Origin of the sequence: uncultured Chryseobacterium sp. (assembly GCF_913776365.1) — a bacterium.
In the GTDB taxonomy this organism is placed as follows: Bacteria; Bacteroidota; Bacteroidia; order Flavobacteriales; family Weeksellaceae; genus Chryseobacterium.
This window is the reverse complement of sequence record NZ_CAJYMO010000268.1, coordinates 1-15483: the sequence shown is the minus strand read 5'-3', so window position 1 is coordinate 15483 and position 15483 is coordinate 1. Positions and strand designations below refer to the sequence as shown.

Annotated in this window: 17 protein-coding genes and 1 pseudogene; 11 read left to right on the top strand and 7 right to left on the bottom strand. The window is 44.5% G+C overall.

From position 1 onward, the window contains the following. The coding region (locus QZ735_RS13820) for an APC family permease (RefSeq protein ID WP_294249490.1) at positions 1–1270 on the bottom strand (1270 nt) is incomplete at its 3' end. Positions 1271–1804: 534 nt separating this feature from the next. On the opposite strand from QZ735_RS13820, the gene QZ735_RS13815 reads away from it, so the two are divergent. The 5 genes from QZ735_RS13815 to QZ735_RS13795 all read left to right on the top strand — a co-directional run bounded on the left by QZ735_RS13815 (position 1805) and on the right by QZ735_RS13795 (position 5098). After that, a complete protein-coding gene (locus tag QZ735_RS13815; RefSeq protein WP_294249488.1) occupies positions 1805–2149 on the top strand; it encodes a hypothetical protein in 345 nt (114 codons plus the stop codon). Continuing rightward, positions 2130–2429, top strand: coding sequence for a type II toxin-antitoxin system RelE/ParE family toxin (locus tag QZ735_RS13810; RefSeq protein ID WP_294249485.1), 300 nt, complete (start codon positions 2130–2132; stop codon positions 2427–2429). Before QZ735_RS13815 ends, QZ735_RS13810 begins: the two co-directional genes overlap by 20 nt. A gap of 5 nt (positions 2430–2434) precedes the next feature. Beyond that, positions 2435–3193: an NAD(P)-binding domain-containing protein gene (locus tag QZ735_RS13805; protein ID WP_294249483.1), complete on the top strand. Its 759-nt coding sequence runs from the start codon at positions 2435–2437 to the stop codon at positions 3191–3193. 140 nt (positions 3194–3333) lie between these two features. Then, positions 3334–3789, top strand: coding sequence for an Hsp20/alpha crystallin family protein (locus QZ735_RS13800; protein WP_294249481.1), 456 nt, complete (start codon positions 3334–3336; stop codon positions 3787–3789). 154 nt (positions 3790–3943) lie between these two features. After that, positions 3944–5098, top strand: coding sequence for a cation:proton antiporter (locus QZ735_RS13795; protein ID WP_294249477.1), 1155 nt, complete (start codon positions 3944–3946; stop codon positions 5096–5098). A gap of 36 nt (positions 5099–5134) precedes the next feature. Here the strand turns inward: QZ735_RS13795 and QZ735_RS13790 are convergent, their stop codons facing one another. After that, entirely contained in the window at positions 5135–5635 is a 501-nt protein-coding gene (locus QZ735_RS13790) for a hypothetical protein (protein WP_294249475.1), read from the bottom strand. Between the two features lie 132 nt (positions 5636–5767). Between QZ735_RS13790 and QZ735_RS13785 the strand changes: the two genes are divergently transcribed. After that, on the top strand, positions 5768–6376 hold the full coding sequence (locus QZ735_RS13785; RefSeq protein WP_294249473.1) for a TonB-dependent receptor plug domain-containing protein: 609 nt from the start codon (positions 5768–5770) through the stop codon (positions 6374–6376). A gap of 48 nt (positions 6377–6424) precedes the next feature. Then, positions 6425–7129, top strand: a complete 705-nt coding sequence (locus tag QZ735_RS13780) for a hypothetical protein (protein WP_294249471.1) — start codon at positions 6425–6427, stop codon at positions 7127–7129. A gap of 114 nt (positions 7130–7243) precedes the next feature. On the opposite strand, the gene tpx is transcribed toward QZ735_RS13780, so the two are convergent. Then, the gene (gene tpx, locus QZ735_RS13775) at positions 7244–7804 is read right to left on the bottom strand and encodes a thiol peroxidase (RefSeq protein ID WP_294249468.1); all 561 of its coding nucleotides are present in this window, start codon (positions 7802–7804) and stop codon (positions 7244–7246) included. 153 nt (positions 7805–7957) lie between these two features. Between tpx and QZ735_RS13770 the strand changes: the two genes are divergently transcribed. Next, positions 7958–9586 (top strand): NADP-dependent glyceraldehyde-3-phosphate dehydrogenase, encoded by a 1629-nt coding sequence (locus QZ735_RS13770; RefSeq protein WP_294249466.1) that lies wholly within the window; start codon positions 7958–7960, stop codon positions 9584–9586. Between the two features lie 241 nt (positions 9587–9827). On the opposite strand, the gene QZ735_RS13765 is transcribed toward QZ735_RS13770, so the two are convergent. Further along, on the bottom strand, positions 9828–10622 hold the full coding sequence (locus tag QZ735_RS13765; protein ID WP_294249464.1) for an EcsC family protein: 795 nt from the start codon (positions 10620–10622) through the stop codon (positions 9828–9830). A 165-nt stretch (positions 10623–10787) separates the two neighbouring features. Further along, the gene (locus tag QZ735_RS13760) at positions 10788–11618 is read right to left on the bottom strand and encodes an alpha/beta hydrolase (RefSeq protein WP_294249463.1); all 831 of its coding nucleotides are present in this window, start codon (positions 11616–11618) and stop codon (positions 10788–10790) included. A gap of 313 nt (positions 11619–11931) precedes the next feature. Here QZ735_RS13760 and QZ735_RS13755 point away from each other — a divergent pair, with 313 nt between their 5' ends. Beyond that, positions 11932–12438 carry an RNA polymerase sigma factor gene (locus QZ735_RS13755; protein ID WP_294249461.1) on the top strand — a complete coding sequence of 169 codons (507 nt, stop codon included), beginning with the start codon at positions 11932–11934 and terminating at the stop codon, positions 12436–12438. Between the two features lie 11 nt (positions 12439–12449). Beyond that, the gene (locus QZ735_RS13750) at positions 12450–13046 is read left to right on the top strand and encodes a hypothetical protein (protein ID WP_294249459.1); all 597 of its coding nucleotides are present in this window, start codon (positions 12450–12452) and stop codon (positions 13044–13046) included. Between the two features lie 34 nt (positions 13047–13080). Here QZ735_RS13750 and QZ735_RS13745 read toward each other — a convergent pair whose 3' ends face one another. Then, a complete protein-coding gene (locus QZ735_RS13745; protein WP_294249457.1) occupies positions 13081–13644 on the bottom strand; it encodes a YdcF family protein in 564 nt (187 codons plus the stop codon). Between the two features lie 7 nt (positions 13645–13651). After that, positions 13652–15193 carry a S41 family peptidase gene (locus QZ735_RS13740; protein WP_294249454.1) on the bottom strand — a complete coding sequence of 514 codons (1542 nt, stop codon included), beginning with the start codon at positions 15191–15193 and terminating at the stop codon, positions 13652–13654. 98 nt (positions 15194–15291) lie between these two features. Between QZ735_RS13740 and QZ735_RS13735 the strand changes: the two are divergent. After that, positions 15292–15483: pseudogene (locus QZ735_RS13735) on the top strand (MBL fold metallo-hydrolase); the annotation flags it as partial.

Sequence of the window (15483 nt, the reverse complement as noted above, 5' to 3'; positions counted from 1 at the left end):
CACAAACCAGCACAAATGCAAAGATGGTTCCGATACTTGTAAAATCCAGGATAAAGGATTTGTCGGTAAAAAGAATCGGGATTCCCACTACGATACCGGTAATTACGGTAGCAAAGGACGGGGTTTTGTATTTCGGATGAATGGTCTGGAACTTTTGAGGCATCAGTCCGTCGCGGCTCATGGCGTACCAGATCCTTGGCTGTCCCATCTGGAACACCAGCAGTACGGTAGTAATGGCAACAATGGCCACAAAGGAAACGACCAGTTCCATCCATGCGACATTGGCATTGGATTTTTCAAAGATGAATGAAAGCGGGTCGCCGACACCATCAAATTTCCTGTAGTCCACCATTCCGGTAAGAACCAATGTCAGGGCAATATAAATGAAAGTACACAGGACGAGGGAAATAATCATTCCTTTCGGCAGGGTTTTCTGCGGGTCTTTGGTTTCTTCGGAAAGGACACTCAGCGCATCAAAACCGATATAGGCGAAAAACACGCCCGAAACGGCGCTCATAACCCCTGCAAAACCGTTCGGCATAAAGGAAGCGACCTGGGTCTGTGGGTTTACGGGGGTCCAGTTCTCCGTATTGATGTAGGCAAAGCCTACCAGGATCACCAGTACAATAACTGCCAGCTTGAGAATTACCAGCGCATTATTGAAATTCTTGCTTTCTTTCACACCTACAAAGCACAGCCAGGTAATCAACCCGTTGATCACCAGTGCCGGGATGTCTACGATGAATTTAAGGCTGCCGAGTAGGGGAGCGTTGGTCCAGGCATTGATGAGTTCTTTATTTTCAGAGCCGTTCAGAAAGGCTTTTTTGGCTTCGGTATAGCTGCAGGTCAGGTAATCGGGGATATGCATGCCGAGCCGTTCCAGGAAGCTGGTAAAATAGTCGGACCAGGAAAAGGCAACATAAATATTCCCGAAAGAATATTCCATGATAAGTGCCCAGCCGATAATCCAGGCAATCAGTTCCCCGAAACTGGCATATGCATAAGTGTAAGCTGAACCGGCGGTTGGAATCCTGCTGGCAAACTCTGCGTAGCAAAGTGCTGTGAAACCGCAGGCAAATCCGCAGATCAGGTACAGGAGGATTACACCGGGGCCGCCTCTGAAAACTGCCTCCCCGAGACTGCTGAAGCTTCCGGCCCCGATAATCGCTGCAATCCCGAAAAATACAATGTCCCAAACGCCCAATACCCTAAGCAGACCCGTAGAGGTATCGGTGTCTGAATAGATTTTCCTTCTAAAAAGCTGACTCATGCAATACTAAATTTTATTTGTTTGAAAAAAAGCAAATGTACTTATTTCTGCGAAATAATTCTGTTTTTAAGCGGTACAAACGAATGAAATTTTAAAATAAGGTCAAAATGCAGAAAAAAGAATTAGCAATTTCCTGTTTATTCTGGACAGCATCCTGTAAAGGGTTTTGCAGCGTCCGGCCTTTTTCTATTTAGCATTTAAAAATATCCCGGAAAAAACATGTCGTCTGTAAAGCTTATGTAATGATATGAAATTTTACAGTATAAAAGATAAAAACTTGCCGTAATTTCAATACCTGGCTTTTATCCTTTGGTTTCAGTACGTTCTGTTGAATAAATTTTTATTCTTTATTATCGCCGGACCAGAAGTGACAGGTCAGCAATAGGTCTTTTCTATAACGCATCCTTTTAATCAGTATTTAACTCAAAGCACAATTTAGGCTTGTTCAGTGTATTCAGATCAGAAAATTAAAGCTGTTTTATAATAATAAATGATTATTTTTGTATATAATAATGATAATAAAATAATAAAATTATGATAGCTGAGATAGAGAAATTTATAGAAATTCAGAATAACATTGATGAAATCCTGAAAAACTCACCTTTCAAGATGTCTTATATTATTGAGAAATCAGGGATTAAAAAACCGACGTTCTTTAAAAAGCTTAAAGAAAAAAGGTTTACCCCTCAGGAACTGCTGGTGATTTCAAAGACCATAGAGCAAAGAGAGTGGCGCAATGAAACAAAAGAGGAAATTATGGAGTCATTGAAACGCTCTGAAGAAGATTTTAAAAACGGACGAAGTCATGATTATCATGAAGTTATGAAAGAAGCAAGACTACGTTTAGAAAAATACAGGAATGAAAATAAAATTCTCTGATGAATCATTTTCTGACTTACAGAAAATTGAAGAATATATTCTTTATCAGTGGAATGATAAAGTACTGGATGAATTCTTAGCAAAACTGGATGACGTTGTAAAAATTATTTGTAACGGAAATGTTGTATTTCAGAAATATGAAGATACTGTCTATCATAAAATTTTAATTACTAAACATAATACTTTGATCTACAGTATTGAAGATGAAGTGTTAAAAATTATCCGGATTATTCAAAATTTTCAGGATCCGGAGAATAATCGTAAATCATTGAAAGGTTAATATAAATGAAAAAACTTGGAATTATCGGCTGCGGGTGGCTGGGAAGCTATATTGCGGAACATTTTGCAGACCGGTATGAAATCTATGCTACCACTACTACGGAAACAAAACTGGATGATCTCCGGTCCAAAGGATATCATGCTTTTCTCGCTAAATTTCCGGACGAGCTCAACACCGGTACTGATGTATGGGAAGCGGCGGCTGATCTGGATTCGGTTGTTATCGCTGTTCCTTTCTCCGGGCTGAGAGGGGCAAAAATCCCGATGACCGGTAAAAGACAGAATCTCCTCAATTTTATCGGGGATTTCAGGGGCCGGGTTTTTTATGCCAGCTCAACCGGTATTTATCCGGATGCTGAACAGGAATTTACGGAAGATGATCAGCCCGCAATGGAAGTGGAAAGCGAGAACTTTATCCTTGAACGATTTCCGCAGGCCAATATCCTGAGACTGGGCGGACTGATGGGCGGTGAAAGACTTCTGAAAAATTATAACATTTCCGGGCTGGACCAGCCGGTGAACCATATCCACTATACAGATATCTGCCGGGTCATTGAAAAAATGCTGGAAAATAAATCGGAATCGCAAGTCTATAATGTAGTGGCCCCTTTGCATCCCAATAAGGAAGAAGTTATGAATGCCCAGAAAGGCCTTTCCTACACCGGAGAGCGTGCTGCAGGCGGCAGGATCATTTCGCCTGAAAAACTGATGACAGAACTCGGCTTTGAATTCCGGTATCCGGATCCGCGCTATTTCCATCTGTGAAAAAAAGTAAAAATGTCATATGGAATGACATTTTTTCATTTCAGATGACAGGATTTCAGCTCTTTACCGGTGGCATAACCTTTGAAAATATTCTGTTACGTTCATTAAAATTTATGTTTAACCTTAAAAATTCGTTTGTTATGTCACTCGTAAAAAGAAACAATGGCAGCTTATTGCCTGCCGGTACACGTACCCTGTTCGATGACTTTTTCAGCCGCGAACTTTTTAATTGGGGCAACACCAATTTTTCATCAACATTAACCACCGTTCCATCGGTGAATATCAAAGAATGTGATGACCGCTTCGAAGTGGAAGTGGCCGCACCGGGAATGGAAAAGCAGGATTTCCGGATCACTCTGGACGGCAACGTTCTGACGATCTCATCTTCCAGAAAGAACGAAACGGAGGAAGCCAAAGAAAACTATACCCGAAGGGAATTCAGCTACCAGGCGTTCCAGCGGAGCTTCGAGCTTTCCAAAGATGTGGTGGATGAGGAACACATTAAAGCCCGATACGATAACGGTGTCCTGAAACTCAGCATTCCCAAAACGGAAAAAGCCAGGAAACAGGCACCGCGGCTGATTGAGATTCAGTAATATTACGCAGACATACAGCAATTGGTTTTCCCTGGGGAAAGCCAATTGTTATTTCCTTTCCTGCCGGCACCCGGTGCTCCGGATTTCTCAAAAGACCGGCTTATGATTCTCCGTATTTTATTCACGTGGTTGTAAATTCAAATAATGGTATCGTATGAATACATTGCTTTTATCGGTTTCCATTCTCTGTCTTGTAACTACAGGACTGATCTTCCTGCTGAAAAAAATCAGGCAGCCTTACCTGATCGCCTATATGGCAGCAGGAATCCTGCTGGGCCCTTATGTGCTAAAAATCTTTACCGGGATCCATGAAATTGAAATCATAGGAGAGATGGGGATTCTCCTGCTGATGTTTTTCCTGGGGATGGAGATCCGTATCCCGAACCATCACAGCCAGATCATAAAACCCCTGGTGGCTCAGGGAATCAAGATTCTGCTCAGTCTCGGATTTGCTTTTCTCATCGGCAACTTTATTCACCTTGATTTCAGGAGTACCATCCTCATGGCTATTCTCTTTACGTTCAACAGTACGGCGGTGGTGAGTGAATGCCTGAAGAAGGAGGGCCGGCTGAATACCGCTTTCGGGAATATGCTGCTTACGATCCTGATCGTTCAGGATCTGTTGCTGGCGCCGGTGCTTACCCTGCTTAAAGCCTGGAGTGGGGAACATGCCGGAGTCCATCACCTTATTTTGCCGGTGATTTCCTGTATTGCCGTATTTTTCCTGTTTAAAAAAATCAGGACGGTCCAGGAGATCAAACTTCCGGATTTTTTCCGGACTGTTGAAAATGATCATGATCTTCAGGTGTTTACCGGATTGCTGATCTGCCTTGGCTTCGGTCTGCTGGCAGAGCTGATCGGGCTCAGCAGCGCATTGGGAAGCTTCATTGCCGGAGTAATGGTAGGAAGGCTGAAGATACTGAATTGGCTTGAATATTCCCTGACGCCCTTTAAAGTATTTTTTATTACCCTGTTCTTTGTATCGGTAGGACTGAGGCTTGATCTTGATTATCTCTGCCGCCATTATGAAATCATCCTGCTCGGAACGCTTTTCGTGCTTCTGAGCAACAGCGTGATGTCTGCTCTTGTTTTCAGGCTGCTGGGATATGACTGGAAAGAAAGCGGATATGGCGGGGCTCTGCTTTCGCAGACCGGAGAATTTGGTATCCTGGCTTTAACCATTGCCTCTAAAACAGGGATTATTCCTTATGAACTTTACAAGGCAGGCTTATGCATTACCTGTCTGTCATTGCTGTTTTCCACCGTATGGATTGGTGTTTTCAAAAGGATAGGCAAAAGAATTTTATGATGCATCGGCAGGAAAACCTGCCCGGTTATCGAGTATTTACCGGTTGACCAGTATTTTTTCCAGGGATTCCACAATTTCCCGTTCTGTTGCATTTTCATCAAGCGTTTCCAGTGTATAGAAATCCGGTTTCAGAGCTGAGTTTCCGGTGCCGTTCTGGAAAATGGTATCCACGTGGATCCCGATTCTTTTCAGGTTGCGGTCTGCCGTAAACATGATATGCGGAAATTTATCATTCGCATAAAAATTGGAATTTACGTTTCTTGAGATCTGAAGTCTGATATGGGACTGGGAATTAATTCCTGGTCCGTTTCTGTTTTCTTCACGGAATTCCACCTTGCAGCCAAAGCCGTTCTGCCGCAGCATGCTCCTGAATTCCTGCATTTTTGGCTCGATTATGTTTTTGCACAAAGTTTTGAAGCCTTCCAGGAATACCTCTTCTTCGCTCTTTTTCTTTTCCAGGCTCTCTTTCAGCCTTTGTTCCTCTGTCTTGATCTGCGAGAAAAGGCTGTTGAGTTTATTGATATTTTCTTCCTTCATGGGATGTCACGATTCACTGTGTCCGTATTTTTTACTTCCGAAATATCGGAAATTTTCCGTTCAGCTTCAAAATATATTCCATCTTTCCAACCTTTTTCCGGAAAAAAGCATCTATACCAGTAAACAATATATATGAAACTTCGTATTCCGGCTCCCTGTCATGAAAACTGGGAAACCATGTCTCCCGCTGCAAAAGGAAAATTCTGTGCTGCCTGTGCTAAAACCGTAACAGACTTTACCGGTGCATCAGATGAAGAAATTATGGAAGTGCTTTCTGCGGATGAAGAAAATACCTGCGGAAATTTTAAAGCATCACAGCTCAACCGGGACCTCAGGTATTCCGGCATCAATTCGGTTTTTGCCAGGTTGGCCGTAGGTTGTATGGTGACGGCTGCCGGTCTTGTTTCCGTAAATGCCCAGCAACACTACGGTCCGGAAAAAGATTCGCTCAAAGAAAAACGGGTGAAGGGAAAAGCAGTTCCGGGAGTGATAAAGAATGATGCCGCCATGGCAAAAAATTTCATCCTCGGCGGAATCCATAAGGAAAGCCTGGATAAGTACAGGAGCCCGTTATACGTAATTAATGGCAAACCGGGAACCGAAGCTGATTTTAAAGCATTGGATCCGCACTCGATCAGTAAAATCAATGTGCTGAAAGGCGAATATGCTACTGAGCGGTATGGACAAAAAGCCGGGAACGGAGCCATAGAAATTACCACAAAAAGAAGAAAAAACAGATAGTAAGCGGTAATCCGGATATCCCTGAATTTATATTAAAATATTGTAAAAATGAAAATTACCATATCCAAGCCCTGTCACGAAGATTGGGATGCCATGACACCTCACGAAAAGGGCAGGTTCTGTTCGGTCTGTACCAAGACCGTACAGGATTTCAGGGAGGCTTCTGATGATGAAATCAGGGAGGCTTTCTCCGGTGCACCGGACGGTATCTGTGGAAAACTTAAAAAGTCTCAGCTGAACAGGGAACTGAATTATTCTTCTTTTTCATTGGCAAAGTTTGCAGCGGCAGGCCTTTTCATAACTGCTGGCGGACTGGTATCCGTACAGGCACAGCAGGTCACGGCTTCAGATACTCTTGCAATTAAAGAGATGGCGGAACTGGTCCTGGCAGGTCCTGCTTTCAAAACCAGGTCTGAAAGTTCAGTAACAGGATCTGTTACTGTAGTTTCAAAGGATCAGATAAGCGGGGATAGAAACAAAGCGACTTCAGTACAATATCCAATCACTTATCCGGGATACAGGGATCCGGCAGGGATCCGGATCGGAGCAAGCATTGCTTCCATGAAGAAAGACCAACGGCCGCTTCTGGTGCTTGATGGAAAAATAACAGGATTGAAGAAGTTCCGGGAAATTGATCCGCAAACCATAGAAAGTATCAGTCACCTGTCGGATCATGCTGAAATCCAAAAATATGGATCAGAAGGCAGAAACGGGGTGATCATCATTAGTACGAAGAAGAAGGATATACGGTAACATCACGTGAACCCGAAGCAGTGGCCTTCTGACCTGGTTTCCGATCCGGATTCGCATGGTCCTGAAAACCTCCGTGTGTTATTCCCGGAGGTCTCATCAGGTTCATGTCTGTTTTTATTTTTTTAAAGCACCAATGGCTGCTGCATAATCAGGCTCGTGCGAAATATCTGAAACCTGCTCTTCATAAATAATTTTTCCGGAAGGGTCAATAACGACCACTGCTCTGCTCAGCAGTCCTTTCATGGCAGAATCCGTAATTTCCACACCATACTTTTTTCCGAAATCCGATCGGAAATCCGATAGCATGACAACATTTTTAATCCCTTCAGCACCGCAGAATCTTTTCTGGGCAAACGGCAGGTCTTTGGAAATGCAGAGCACCGCTGTATTGGGGAGACTGGCGGCATCTTCATTGAACCGGCGCACCGATGCGGAACATACTCCGGTATCCACACTCGGGAAAATATTAAGGATCAGGTATTTTCCTTTGTAGGAATCCAGCGTCTGCTCTTTCATCGATACATCCGTCAGGGTAAATGCAGGAGCCGCCTTATTGATTGCAGGTAAAGCAGCATACGTATGAATGGGTTTACCTCCTGCAGTTATTGCAGCATGCTGGGCAAAAACAAAGGCGGAAAAAAACAAAAACATTCCGTAAGTGAGTCTTGAAAACATAGATTTATTTTAAAACAAAATTATTGATTTTTCCAGGTTATACTGTTAAATTTTTGTCAAATAGAACAAATCTATGGAACAGGTCTTTTAAAATTCAGATTTTACGGCTACCTTTAATAGACAAATCATAAATCACACTGTTAAATTAAAAATATGAACGCAGAAGACACCCCTTTATTTCACGAAATATTTAAGTCCGAAAACGCCATTCCTGAAGAATACAGAGTTCCTGAAATTCACCAGCGGGTTTACCTGCTCAACGGTGAACTGGTAGAATGGGAGGGTGAGGTGACTGAAATTTATTCACCGGTATGCATCCGTACGGAAAGCGGCCTGAAAAGGAAACTGCTCGGCAGTATCCCGAATATTGGCCCGGATGAGGCCATGAAGGTTCTGGATGCATCTGTAAAAGCCTATGACAACGGGCTGGGGGAATGGCCTACCATGTCTGTGGAAGGGCGCATCAAATGCATGCAGAAATTTGTATATCTGATGATTAAGGAACGTGACCTCATCATCAGGCTGCTGATGTGGGAGATCGGGAAAACACTGGCCGATTCCACCAAGGAATTCGACAGGACCGTAGATTACATCAACCAGACCATTGATGCCCTGAAAGACCTCGACCGCGAGTCTTCAAGGTTCCAGCAGGCAGAAGGGACGATTGCCCAGATCAGAAGGGCGCCGCTGGGAGTCGTTCTGAGCATGGGACCGTTCAATTATCCGCTCAATGAAATTTTCACCACCCTCATCCCTGCCTTGATCATGGGGAATACCATCCTGTTTAAACTTCCGAAGCACGGAGTATTGGCCCACTATCCGCTCTTAAAAGCATTTAAGGAAGCGTTTCCGGCAGGAACAGTGAACACGCTGTACGGAAAAGGTGCGGAAATCATTACGCCGATCATGGAAAGCGGTAAGGTGAATGTACTGGCATTCATCGGTTCCAGCAAGGTGGCGAACGGACTGAAGAAACTTCATCCGAAAGTAAACCGTTTACGGGCAATCTTAAGCCTGGATGCTAAAAATGCGGCGATCGTAACGAAACATGCCGATCTCGACGTTGCGGTAAGCGAATGTATGCTCGGCGCACTTTCTTTCAACGGCCAGCGGTGTACGGCCCTGAAGCTGATCTTTGTGCAAAAGGATATTGCGGAAGAATTTACGCGGAAATTAACCGACGCGGTTTCTGCGATGAAGGCAGGCCTGCCGTGGGAAAATGAGGTGAAGATCACACCCCTTCCGGAAACCAATAAACCGGCTTATCTGAAAGAATGTATTGAGGATGCCGTTTCAAAAGGTGCCCGGGTGATGAATGAGCATGGCGGCTTCACTGAGGAATCTTTTGTTTTTCCTGCAGTGGTATATCCAGTAAACAGTGATATGAAGCTGTATCATGAGGAACAGTTCGGCCCTGTCATCCCGGTAGTCCCTTTTAATGATATTGAAGAGCCTATTGATTACCAGGTGCATGCTTCGCACGGGATGCAGGTCAGTATTTTCAGTGAGGATCCGATGGAGGTATCGAAGCTGATCGATCCGTTCGTGAACCTCGTAAGCAGGGTCAATATCAATTGCCAGGCCCAGCGCGGACCGGACGTATTTCCGTTTACCGGAAGAAAGGACAGTGCGGAAGGAACGCTTTCCGTTTTTGACGCGCTGCGGTCGTTCTCCATCCGTTCGCTGGTGGCGGCAAAATCTACTGAAGCCAATAAAAACCTCCTTAATACAATCGTCAGGGACCATGACTCCAATTTCCTGAGCACGGATTATCTGTTTTGAAAATGAAATAAGACAATAGAAAAAACCTGCTGTGAGGCAGGTTTTTTTATGCAGGCGTACCTTCTCAGGTAAACAGTCTGTAAAAGAGTCATTGACTTTAAAAGGGTGGCTAATGCCTTCGGCAGCCGGCAACCGTAAGTAGAGCTTTGGAACTCCGTAGGCGTATACCGTCTGATTTACCATAATATTTTAGCAATGGTTATTAAAAAACGGAGGGTCTCCTGAATTCTTTGGATCTTCCTTACCTGTTTCTTTTCAGAATATCCTCATAGGCCGACTGGACGGTGTCGATTCCGTATAGCTTTTCCAGCCTGCGGACCACAAAATGCCCTTTTGCCATGCTTTGAAAATGATCGATAAAAAGGGTGTTCACGATGGCGCCGCCGGCTGCTCCGATAGCAGGGACTGCCTGGGCTGCCATTTTCTCCGTTACCTGTATGCTAAAGCGCGACGCGATTTTCACGATAAATTTCAGCAGCTGAGGGGCCGTTTCTTCCGTGACGGTTTTGGCGGTAATCAGCTGGGCTGCTTCTGTTATGGATCTTGCCAGTGCTGTTCTCACGGCAAAATAGGAGCTTTCCACCGCATCATCCGATTTGCTTTTTCCGCCCAGGGCAAAAACCTCAAGACAGGCCAGTTTCGTATCTGGATCCTGCAAAGATTCACCTTCGCTGCGGGCAATATCGGCAATAGAACGCAGCATGATGGTGGTGGAAACCGGCAGTTCCAGTGCCAGTGCGCCGATTCCGAAAAAACCGCCTGCAGCACCTGTGGAAGCGACACCTATTTTGTGCCACCAGTTGGAAGACCTGGATGCAGGTGCATCTTTCAGGGTATAAACTGCAGTATCCAATGCTTTCATCAAAGCTGCCCGGGTAATGCCGCCGATTTTTTCATTCCAGTTTTCAGGAAGAAATTCAAGACCTTTTTCGATCGGCGAGCCGATCAGGTGGGTGATTTTTGCTGCGATCCCCGGATTTTCCAGTATCTGAACGGCTGCGAATAATTCTTGGAAATGCTGTTGTGATAAACTCATTGTTGTATTTTAGTGATGATGAGATCAAATATATAAAATCTCAGCCTTATTCATATACGATTCCATAGATGAACCGGCAACGCTGCTATGTTTTAGAATATAAATCAAAAAAACAGGCCGGAAAAATGATGCCGGCCTGTTCTGTGTAAAAGAATAAAAACTAAACTATTGTGCAGTTAAAAAACGGCTGATGATGCTGTTCAGGTCATCAGCATGGGTAACATTCAGTCCGTGCGGTGCACCCGGGATTACTACATATTCATTGTTGGCAATCCCCTGGGCTGCCTGTTTTCCCGCCGTATCGATAGGAACTACCTTATCATCGTCTCCGTGTACGATCAGGGTTCTTACGTTTACATTGCCCAGTTCCGGACGGAAATCGATATTGGCCCAGCTTTCGGCACATTTGATGGTAGCGATCGGATTGGTGCATGATGCTATTGACCAATCGTAATCCAGCTGTTCCTGGGTAACGGATTTCGAGAGGATTCCGTAGTTGTAAAAATCTTTATGGAATGATTTCAGGAAAGTTACCCTTTCTGTTTTCAGGCTTTCCAGGATCGTATCCAGTTTCTCCTGCGGAACACCGTCAGGGTTGTCATCTCTCTGTTTTACAACAGGGATAATTGATGAAATAAGGGCCACTTTATCTACATTTTCAGATCCGTAGTTCGTCAGGTAACGTACCACTTCGCCGCCACCCATAGAGAATCCGAACAAAATTACATTCTGAAGACCCAATTGGGAAATCAGTTCATGAAGGTCTTTTGTAAGGCTGTCATAATCATACTGGTCTGCTGTAGGTGCAGATTTACCGAAACCTCTTCTGTCATACGTAATGACACGGTATCCCAGATTTAACAGGTTGGGAATCTGCATTTCCCACGATTTCCCGCTCAGCGGCCATCCGTGGATAAGAATAATGGGTTGTCCTGAACCGAAATCTTCATAGTACAGTTCGATGTTCTTGTCATCGCTTTGGGTAATGTAAGGCATATTGCTAATTTTATGATTGTACTCATAAAATCACAAATATTAAGCCATAAATGTAGAAAGTGGTAAAGTATGAACTGAAATTAATGATCCGGATACATCTTTTCATCAAAAACCGATGTATCATCTACTCTTATTAACTCACCTCTTCAGGCTTTGCTGTGTTAAATGCCTGTTACGCTTACCGGTTATTTCTACAGATCATCCGCTGTATCAGATTTTTCAACTGCTAAATGATGATGATTTTACTTATTTTTATGAAAAAAGTTGTAACATTTTTATTCGCGGAGAACTAACTCTATAGAGCTCAGGAATTATGGTTTCATTAGAACAGGAATTTTTACAGAAAATGGAAAAACATAAGGGAATCATTTTTAAGATTTCCAAAATGTATATGGATACCCGGGATGACCGGGACGACCTTTTCCAGGAGATTACCTATCAGGTCTGGAAAGCTTATCCGAACTTTAAAGGCCAGAGTGAATTTTCCACATGGCTGTACAGGATTGCCCTTAATACGGCCATTGTCTTTCTGAAAACCGAGAAAAAAAGAAACTGGATCCGGCAGGATGACTTTTCCGGATATGCTATTGCCCAGGAAGAATTCGACCCGGAAAAAGAGGAAAAGCTGAGTGCCATGTACCGTGCAATCCGTCAGCTGAGCCCTATCGATAAAGCCTTTATTTTCTATTATCTGGAAGATGTTTCCGGAAAGGAAATTGCCGGGCAGATGGGGATTTCAGAAGGAAATGTACGGGTAAAAATGAACCGGGCCAAGAACAGGCTGAGAGAAATTTTACAACACCCTGCTTCAAAACTTTAAATCAGAACATTATGAATATAGACGAACTTAAAAAAGCGTGGACGGAAGAAGAGGCTTTCGAAGACACACCGGAGATCAATACCGAAAACAGAGGCAGGGTTCAGCTTCCGCTGGAGAAGATGCGCAAAAACATGCGGCTGGAATTCTGGTCAACCGCCGGGATCTTTATTTTTGCTTTCTGCCTGATCACCGTTGCGGACGGTACTTTTAAATTTAAGTTTTATCTCACCATCCTCATTGCTTCCATGCTGCTGGTGACTTCCTTCTTTTTCAGCCAGTTTTTCCGGCTGTATAAAAATATGTCGGATCCTGAGATGAAAACTTACGACAGCCTGAAAGACCTGCTGCATCAGCTCAGCCTCAACAAGCAGTACTATCTGTCTTTTTTCCTGAGCTTTGTCCCTTTTCTGGTGTGTGAAATAATTATCGTACTGGAATTTGTACCGCGCCCGGTCCCTTTATCCTATACGCAGATTGCTTCGGTGCTCATCGGAACGGTACTTATCGTTCTGCCGCTCCTGTTTGTCTTTGGGAAATGGTGGTTTGAAAAAATGTACGGAAAATATATCCGTCAGATTGAGGATCTTCTGTCCGAATTTAAAAATTAAGCATCCGGCAGGCCTTCAGGCCTGCCGGAATTCTTTACTGCAGGTAATAAGCCGGAAATTCCCGGGCTATGGCATACAGGTCCCGCCATTCAAAATAGGCCGGGCTGGCACTGCTGACTGCTGTAAAGCCCTGGTCCCTGAAGAGTTTCTTGGTACGGGTGACATGGAAATACTGGGAGACTGCGATGATCCTGTTGAAGCGGAGTTCCGGCCTCATTTTCAAAGTGTTTTCCACGGTTGCCCTTGTCGTGTTGCCTTTGTTGTCAACCACCACCAGGGAATCCGGAATTCCTTCGGCAACCAGGTAGGCTTTCATTTTATCACCTTCGTAAAAGCCTTCTTTACCCAGCCCGCCGCTCACCAGGATTCTTTTTACCCGGTGTTTGCGGTAAAGGTCCAGGGAGCAGTCAAGGCGTGCCCGGAGCCTGCCGGATAAAGAGCCGTCTTCATTTACCTTGCTTCCCAAGACCACTGCAAGGTCGGCATGCTTACCATTATCGGATAGGCCGTCACAGGTGATGTATGCGGAGTGTGCGATCAACCAAAGGACAGCCAGGGCGGCCGGGATGCGGAAGATTCTGAAAATTATGCTGATCATTGATAGGTTACTGTTTCTGTATGGTCGGTTCTTTTTTTATTTCATCAAGCACCCGCTCCAGCTGCGGATCTTTTTTACCGGTGATGTCCTCCAGTGTTTCCTTCACCGGGATATCCGGAAGCACACCTTTCTGGGTATGGGTAAAAGCGATATTCGGCTGTACCCATACCAGCCCGATGGGAAGATCGATCCGGGAATGCGGGAGTTGCTGGTACGAGTAGAATCCGGCAACGGTTCCGTCATTGGCACCGCCGGTTTCTTCTCCTACGAGGACCGCTTTTTTATCATACTTCAGTTTGGCAGCGAGAATAGAGGAAGCGGAGAAGCTGCCGCCGTTCATCAGCACAAAGATTTTCCCTGTAAAAGCATCCTTAGCGGGAGCTGAGGTTTTGTCTGCCCTGATCCTGTAATAGGTAATTCCGTCTTTTTTGTAAGTGCTGAAAACCTGGCCGAAGAAAAATGCAGGATAGGTGAAGATCTTTGCTGCATATTCCAGAGGCGTGCTCTTCCTGAAATATCCCGTTTTCAGCGGGGCCGTACCGGAAGCTACCTGGGACGGTTTGATCAGAGTAAAAGGCTCTGTGCTCAGATAAGTATACAGCGTATTGATTTCTTCCAGCGAACCCCCGTAATTGTTGCGGATATCGATGATAAGATAGGACGCCTCCGCAGCTTTTATTTCCTGGAAAGCCTCGCGGTAGAATGCGGACGCAAAGGTCTGGGAAAAGCTTTTCACTTTGATGTAGGCAATGGTGCTGTCTGCATCCAGGAAGCTGAAGTTCCGGTTGTACGAGTCATTGAAAGCTACATAATCATTGATTTTCCTTTCCTGGGTACGCTTTTTAAGCTCCTTTTCTTTTTGAATTTCCGCAATGCTTTTGGTTTCTCTTTTCAGGTAAACATTTTTTATTTTTCCCTGATACAGGGTTTCCAGCTTTGCCCTGTCCTGGTAACCGTTTTCGGCTACATAGAAATAGAACAGCCAGTCTTTTAAAAAATAGGGCTGAAAAGTGGTATTGAAACCATCGCTGTTCACCAGCCGGCCATACCTTTTAAGGTAAGCGGAAGCTGGAATATTGTTGATGGCGAGGATTTCGGTGCCGGGCCTGATGTTTTCTACGGAATCTTTATTCCGGGCGATGTACAGATGGCTGCCTTCCACATAATATTCAAAACGGCTGAACATGGCTTTTCTGTTTTCCATGCTTTTTTCTTCCCTCCGGGTCAGTTTCTTCATCGGGATTCTCAGGGAGAGGTGGGCTTCACGGATGTCTGCAATCACAGGCTGCAGCTTAAAATAAAATTCAAGCGGCGTGAGCGGAGCATCAAGGGTATTTTTCAGGCTGTCGAATTTCCGGTTCAGTTCTTTTTCAGAGATATACCAGTAGAGCTGAGGATGGAGTTCCCGGAGCCTGGAACGGGCAAAATCCACATCCAGCTTCAGCTTTTCCGGGGGAATGCAGACCGATTTCTGCTCGTTGTCCTTTCTAACCGAAATGCAGGAAGTAAACAGGAGAAGAAGAAAGAGCATACCATAATTTTTTAGCATTCTTTGTTTTTTTGCGTCTTAAAAATATAAAAAAATTGCTTTGCGTAAAGGTTTTTTATTTTTACTTCGTCTAAAGGTTTATATTTGATATTTGTCCTATGGTATATACCCTTATCGCGATTGTTGCAGCAGCTGTTATTGTCATCTTATATCTGGCCATTACCGGCCGGGAAGTTTTCGGGGCGGAAGCCAAAGGGGAAAGGCTGGAGCGGATGAAACGTTCGGAGCACTATAAGGACAGGCAGTTCCGGAACCTGAGCTTCACTCCATCGCTTGCGGAAGGCTATTCG

Excerpts from the sequence above, each read along its gene's own strand:
- QZ735_RS13800 (WP_294249481.1), top strand. The coding sequence starts at position 3,334 with ATGTCACTCGTAAAAAGAAACAATGGCAGCTTATTGCCTGCCGGTACA.
- QZ735_RS13790 (WP_294249475.1), bottom strand. The coding sequence starts at position 5,635 with ATGAAGGAAGAAAATATCAATAAACTCAACAGCCTTTTCTCGCAGATC.
- QZ735_RS13740 (WP_294249454.1), bottom strand. The coding sequence starts at position 15,193 with ATGCTAAAAAATTATGGTATGCTCTTTCTTCTTCTCCTGTTTACTTCC.
- QZ735_RS13780 (WP_294249471.1), top strand. The coding sequence starts at position 6,425 with ATGAAAATTACCATATCCAAGCCCTGTCACGAAGATTGGGATGCCATG.
- QZ735_RS13745 (WP_294249457.1), bottom strand. The coding sequence starts at position 13,644 with ATGATCAGCATAATTTTCAGAATCTTCCGCATCCCGGCCGCCCTGGCT.
- QZ735_RS13765 (WP_294249464.1), bottom strand. The coding sequence starts at position 10,622 with ATGAGTTTATCACAACAGCATTTCCAAGAATTATTCGCAGCCGTTCAG.
- QZ735_RS13785 (WP_294249473.1), top strand. The coding sequence starts at position 5,768 with ATGAAACTTCGTATTCCGGCTCCCTGTCATGAAAACTGGGAAACCATG.
- QZ735_RS13760 (WP_294249463.1), bottom strand. The coding sequence starts at position 11,618 with ATGCCTTACATTACCCAAAGCGATGACAAGAACATCGAACTGTACTAT.
- QZ735_RS13770 (WP_294249466.1), top strand. The coding sequence starts at position 7,958 with ATGAACGCAGAAGACACCCCTTTATTTCACGAAATATTTAAGTCCGAA.
- QZ735_RS13750 (WP_294249459.1), top strand. The coding sequence starts at position 12,450 with ATGAATATAGACGAACTTAAAAAAGCGTGGACGGAAGAAGAGGCTTTC.
- QZ735_RS13815 (WP_294249488.1), top strand. The coding sequence starts at position 1,805 with ATGATAGCTGAGATAGAGAAATTTATAGAAATTCAGAATAACATTGAT.
- QZ735_RS13795 (WP_294249477.1), top strand. The coding sequence starts at position 3,944 with ATGAATACATTGCTTTTATCGGTTTCCATTCTCTGTCTTGTAACTACA.
- QZ735_RS13805 (WP_294249483.1), top strand. The coding sequence starts at position 2,435 with ATGAAAAAACTTGGAATTATCGGCTGCGGGTGGCTGGGAAGCTATATT.
- tpx (WP_294249468.1), bottom strand. The coding sequence starts at position 7,804 with ATGTTTTCAAGACTCACTTACGGAATGTTTTTGTTTTTTTCCGCCTTT.
- QZ735_RS13755 (WP_294249461.1), top strand. The coding sequence starts at position 11,932 with ATGGTTTCATTAGAACAGGAATTTTTACAGAAAATGGAAAAACATAAG.
- QZ735_RS13810 (WP_294249485.1), top strand. The coding sequence starts at position 2,130 with ATGAAAATAAAATTCTCTGATGAATCATTTTCTGACTTACAGAAAATT.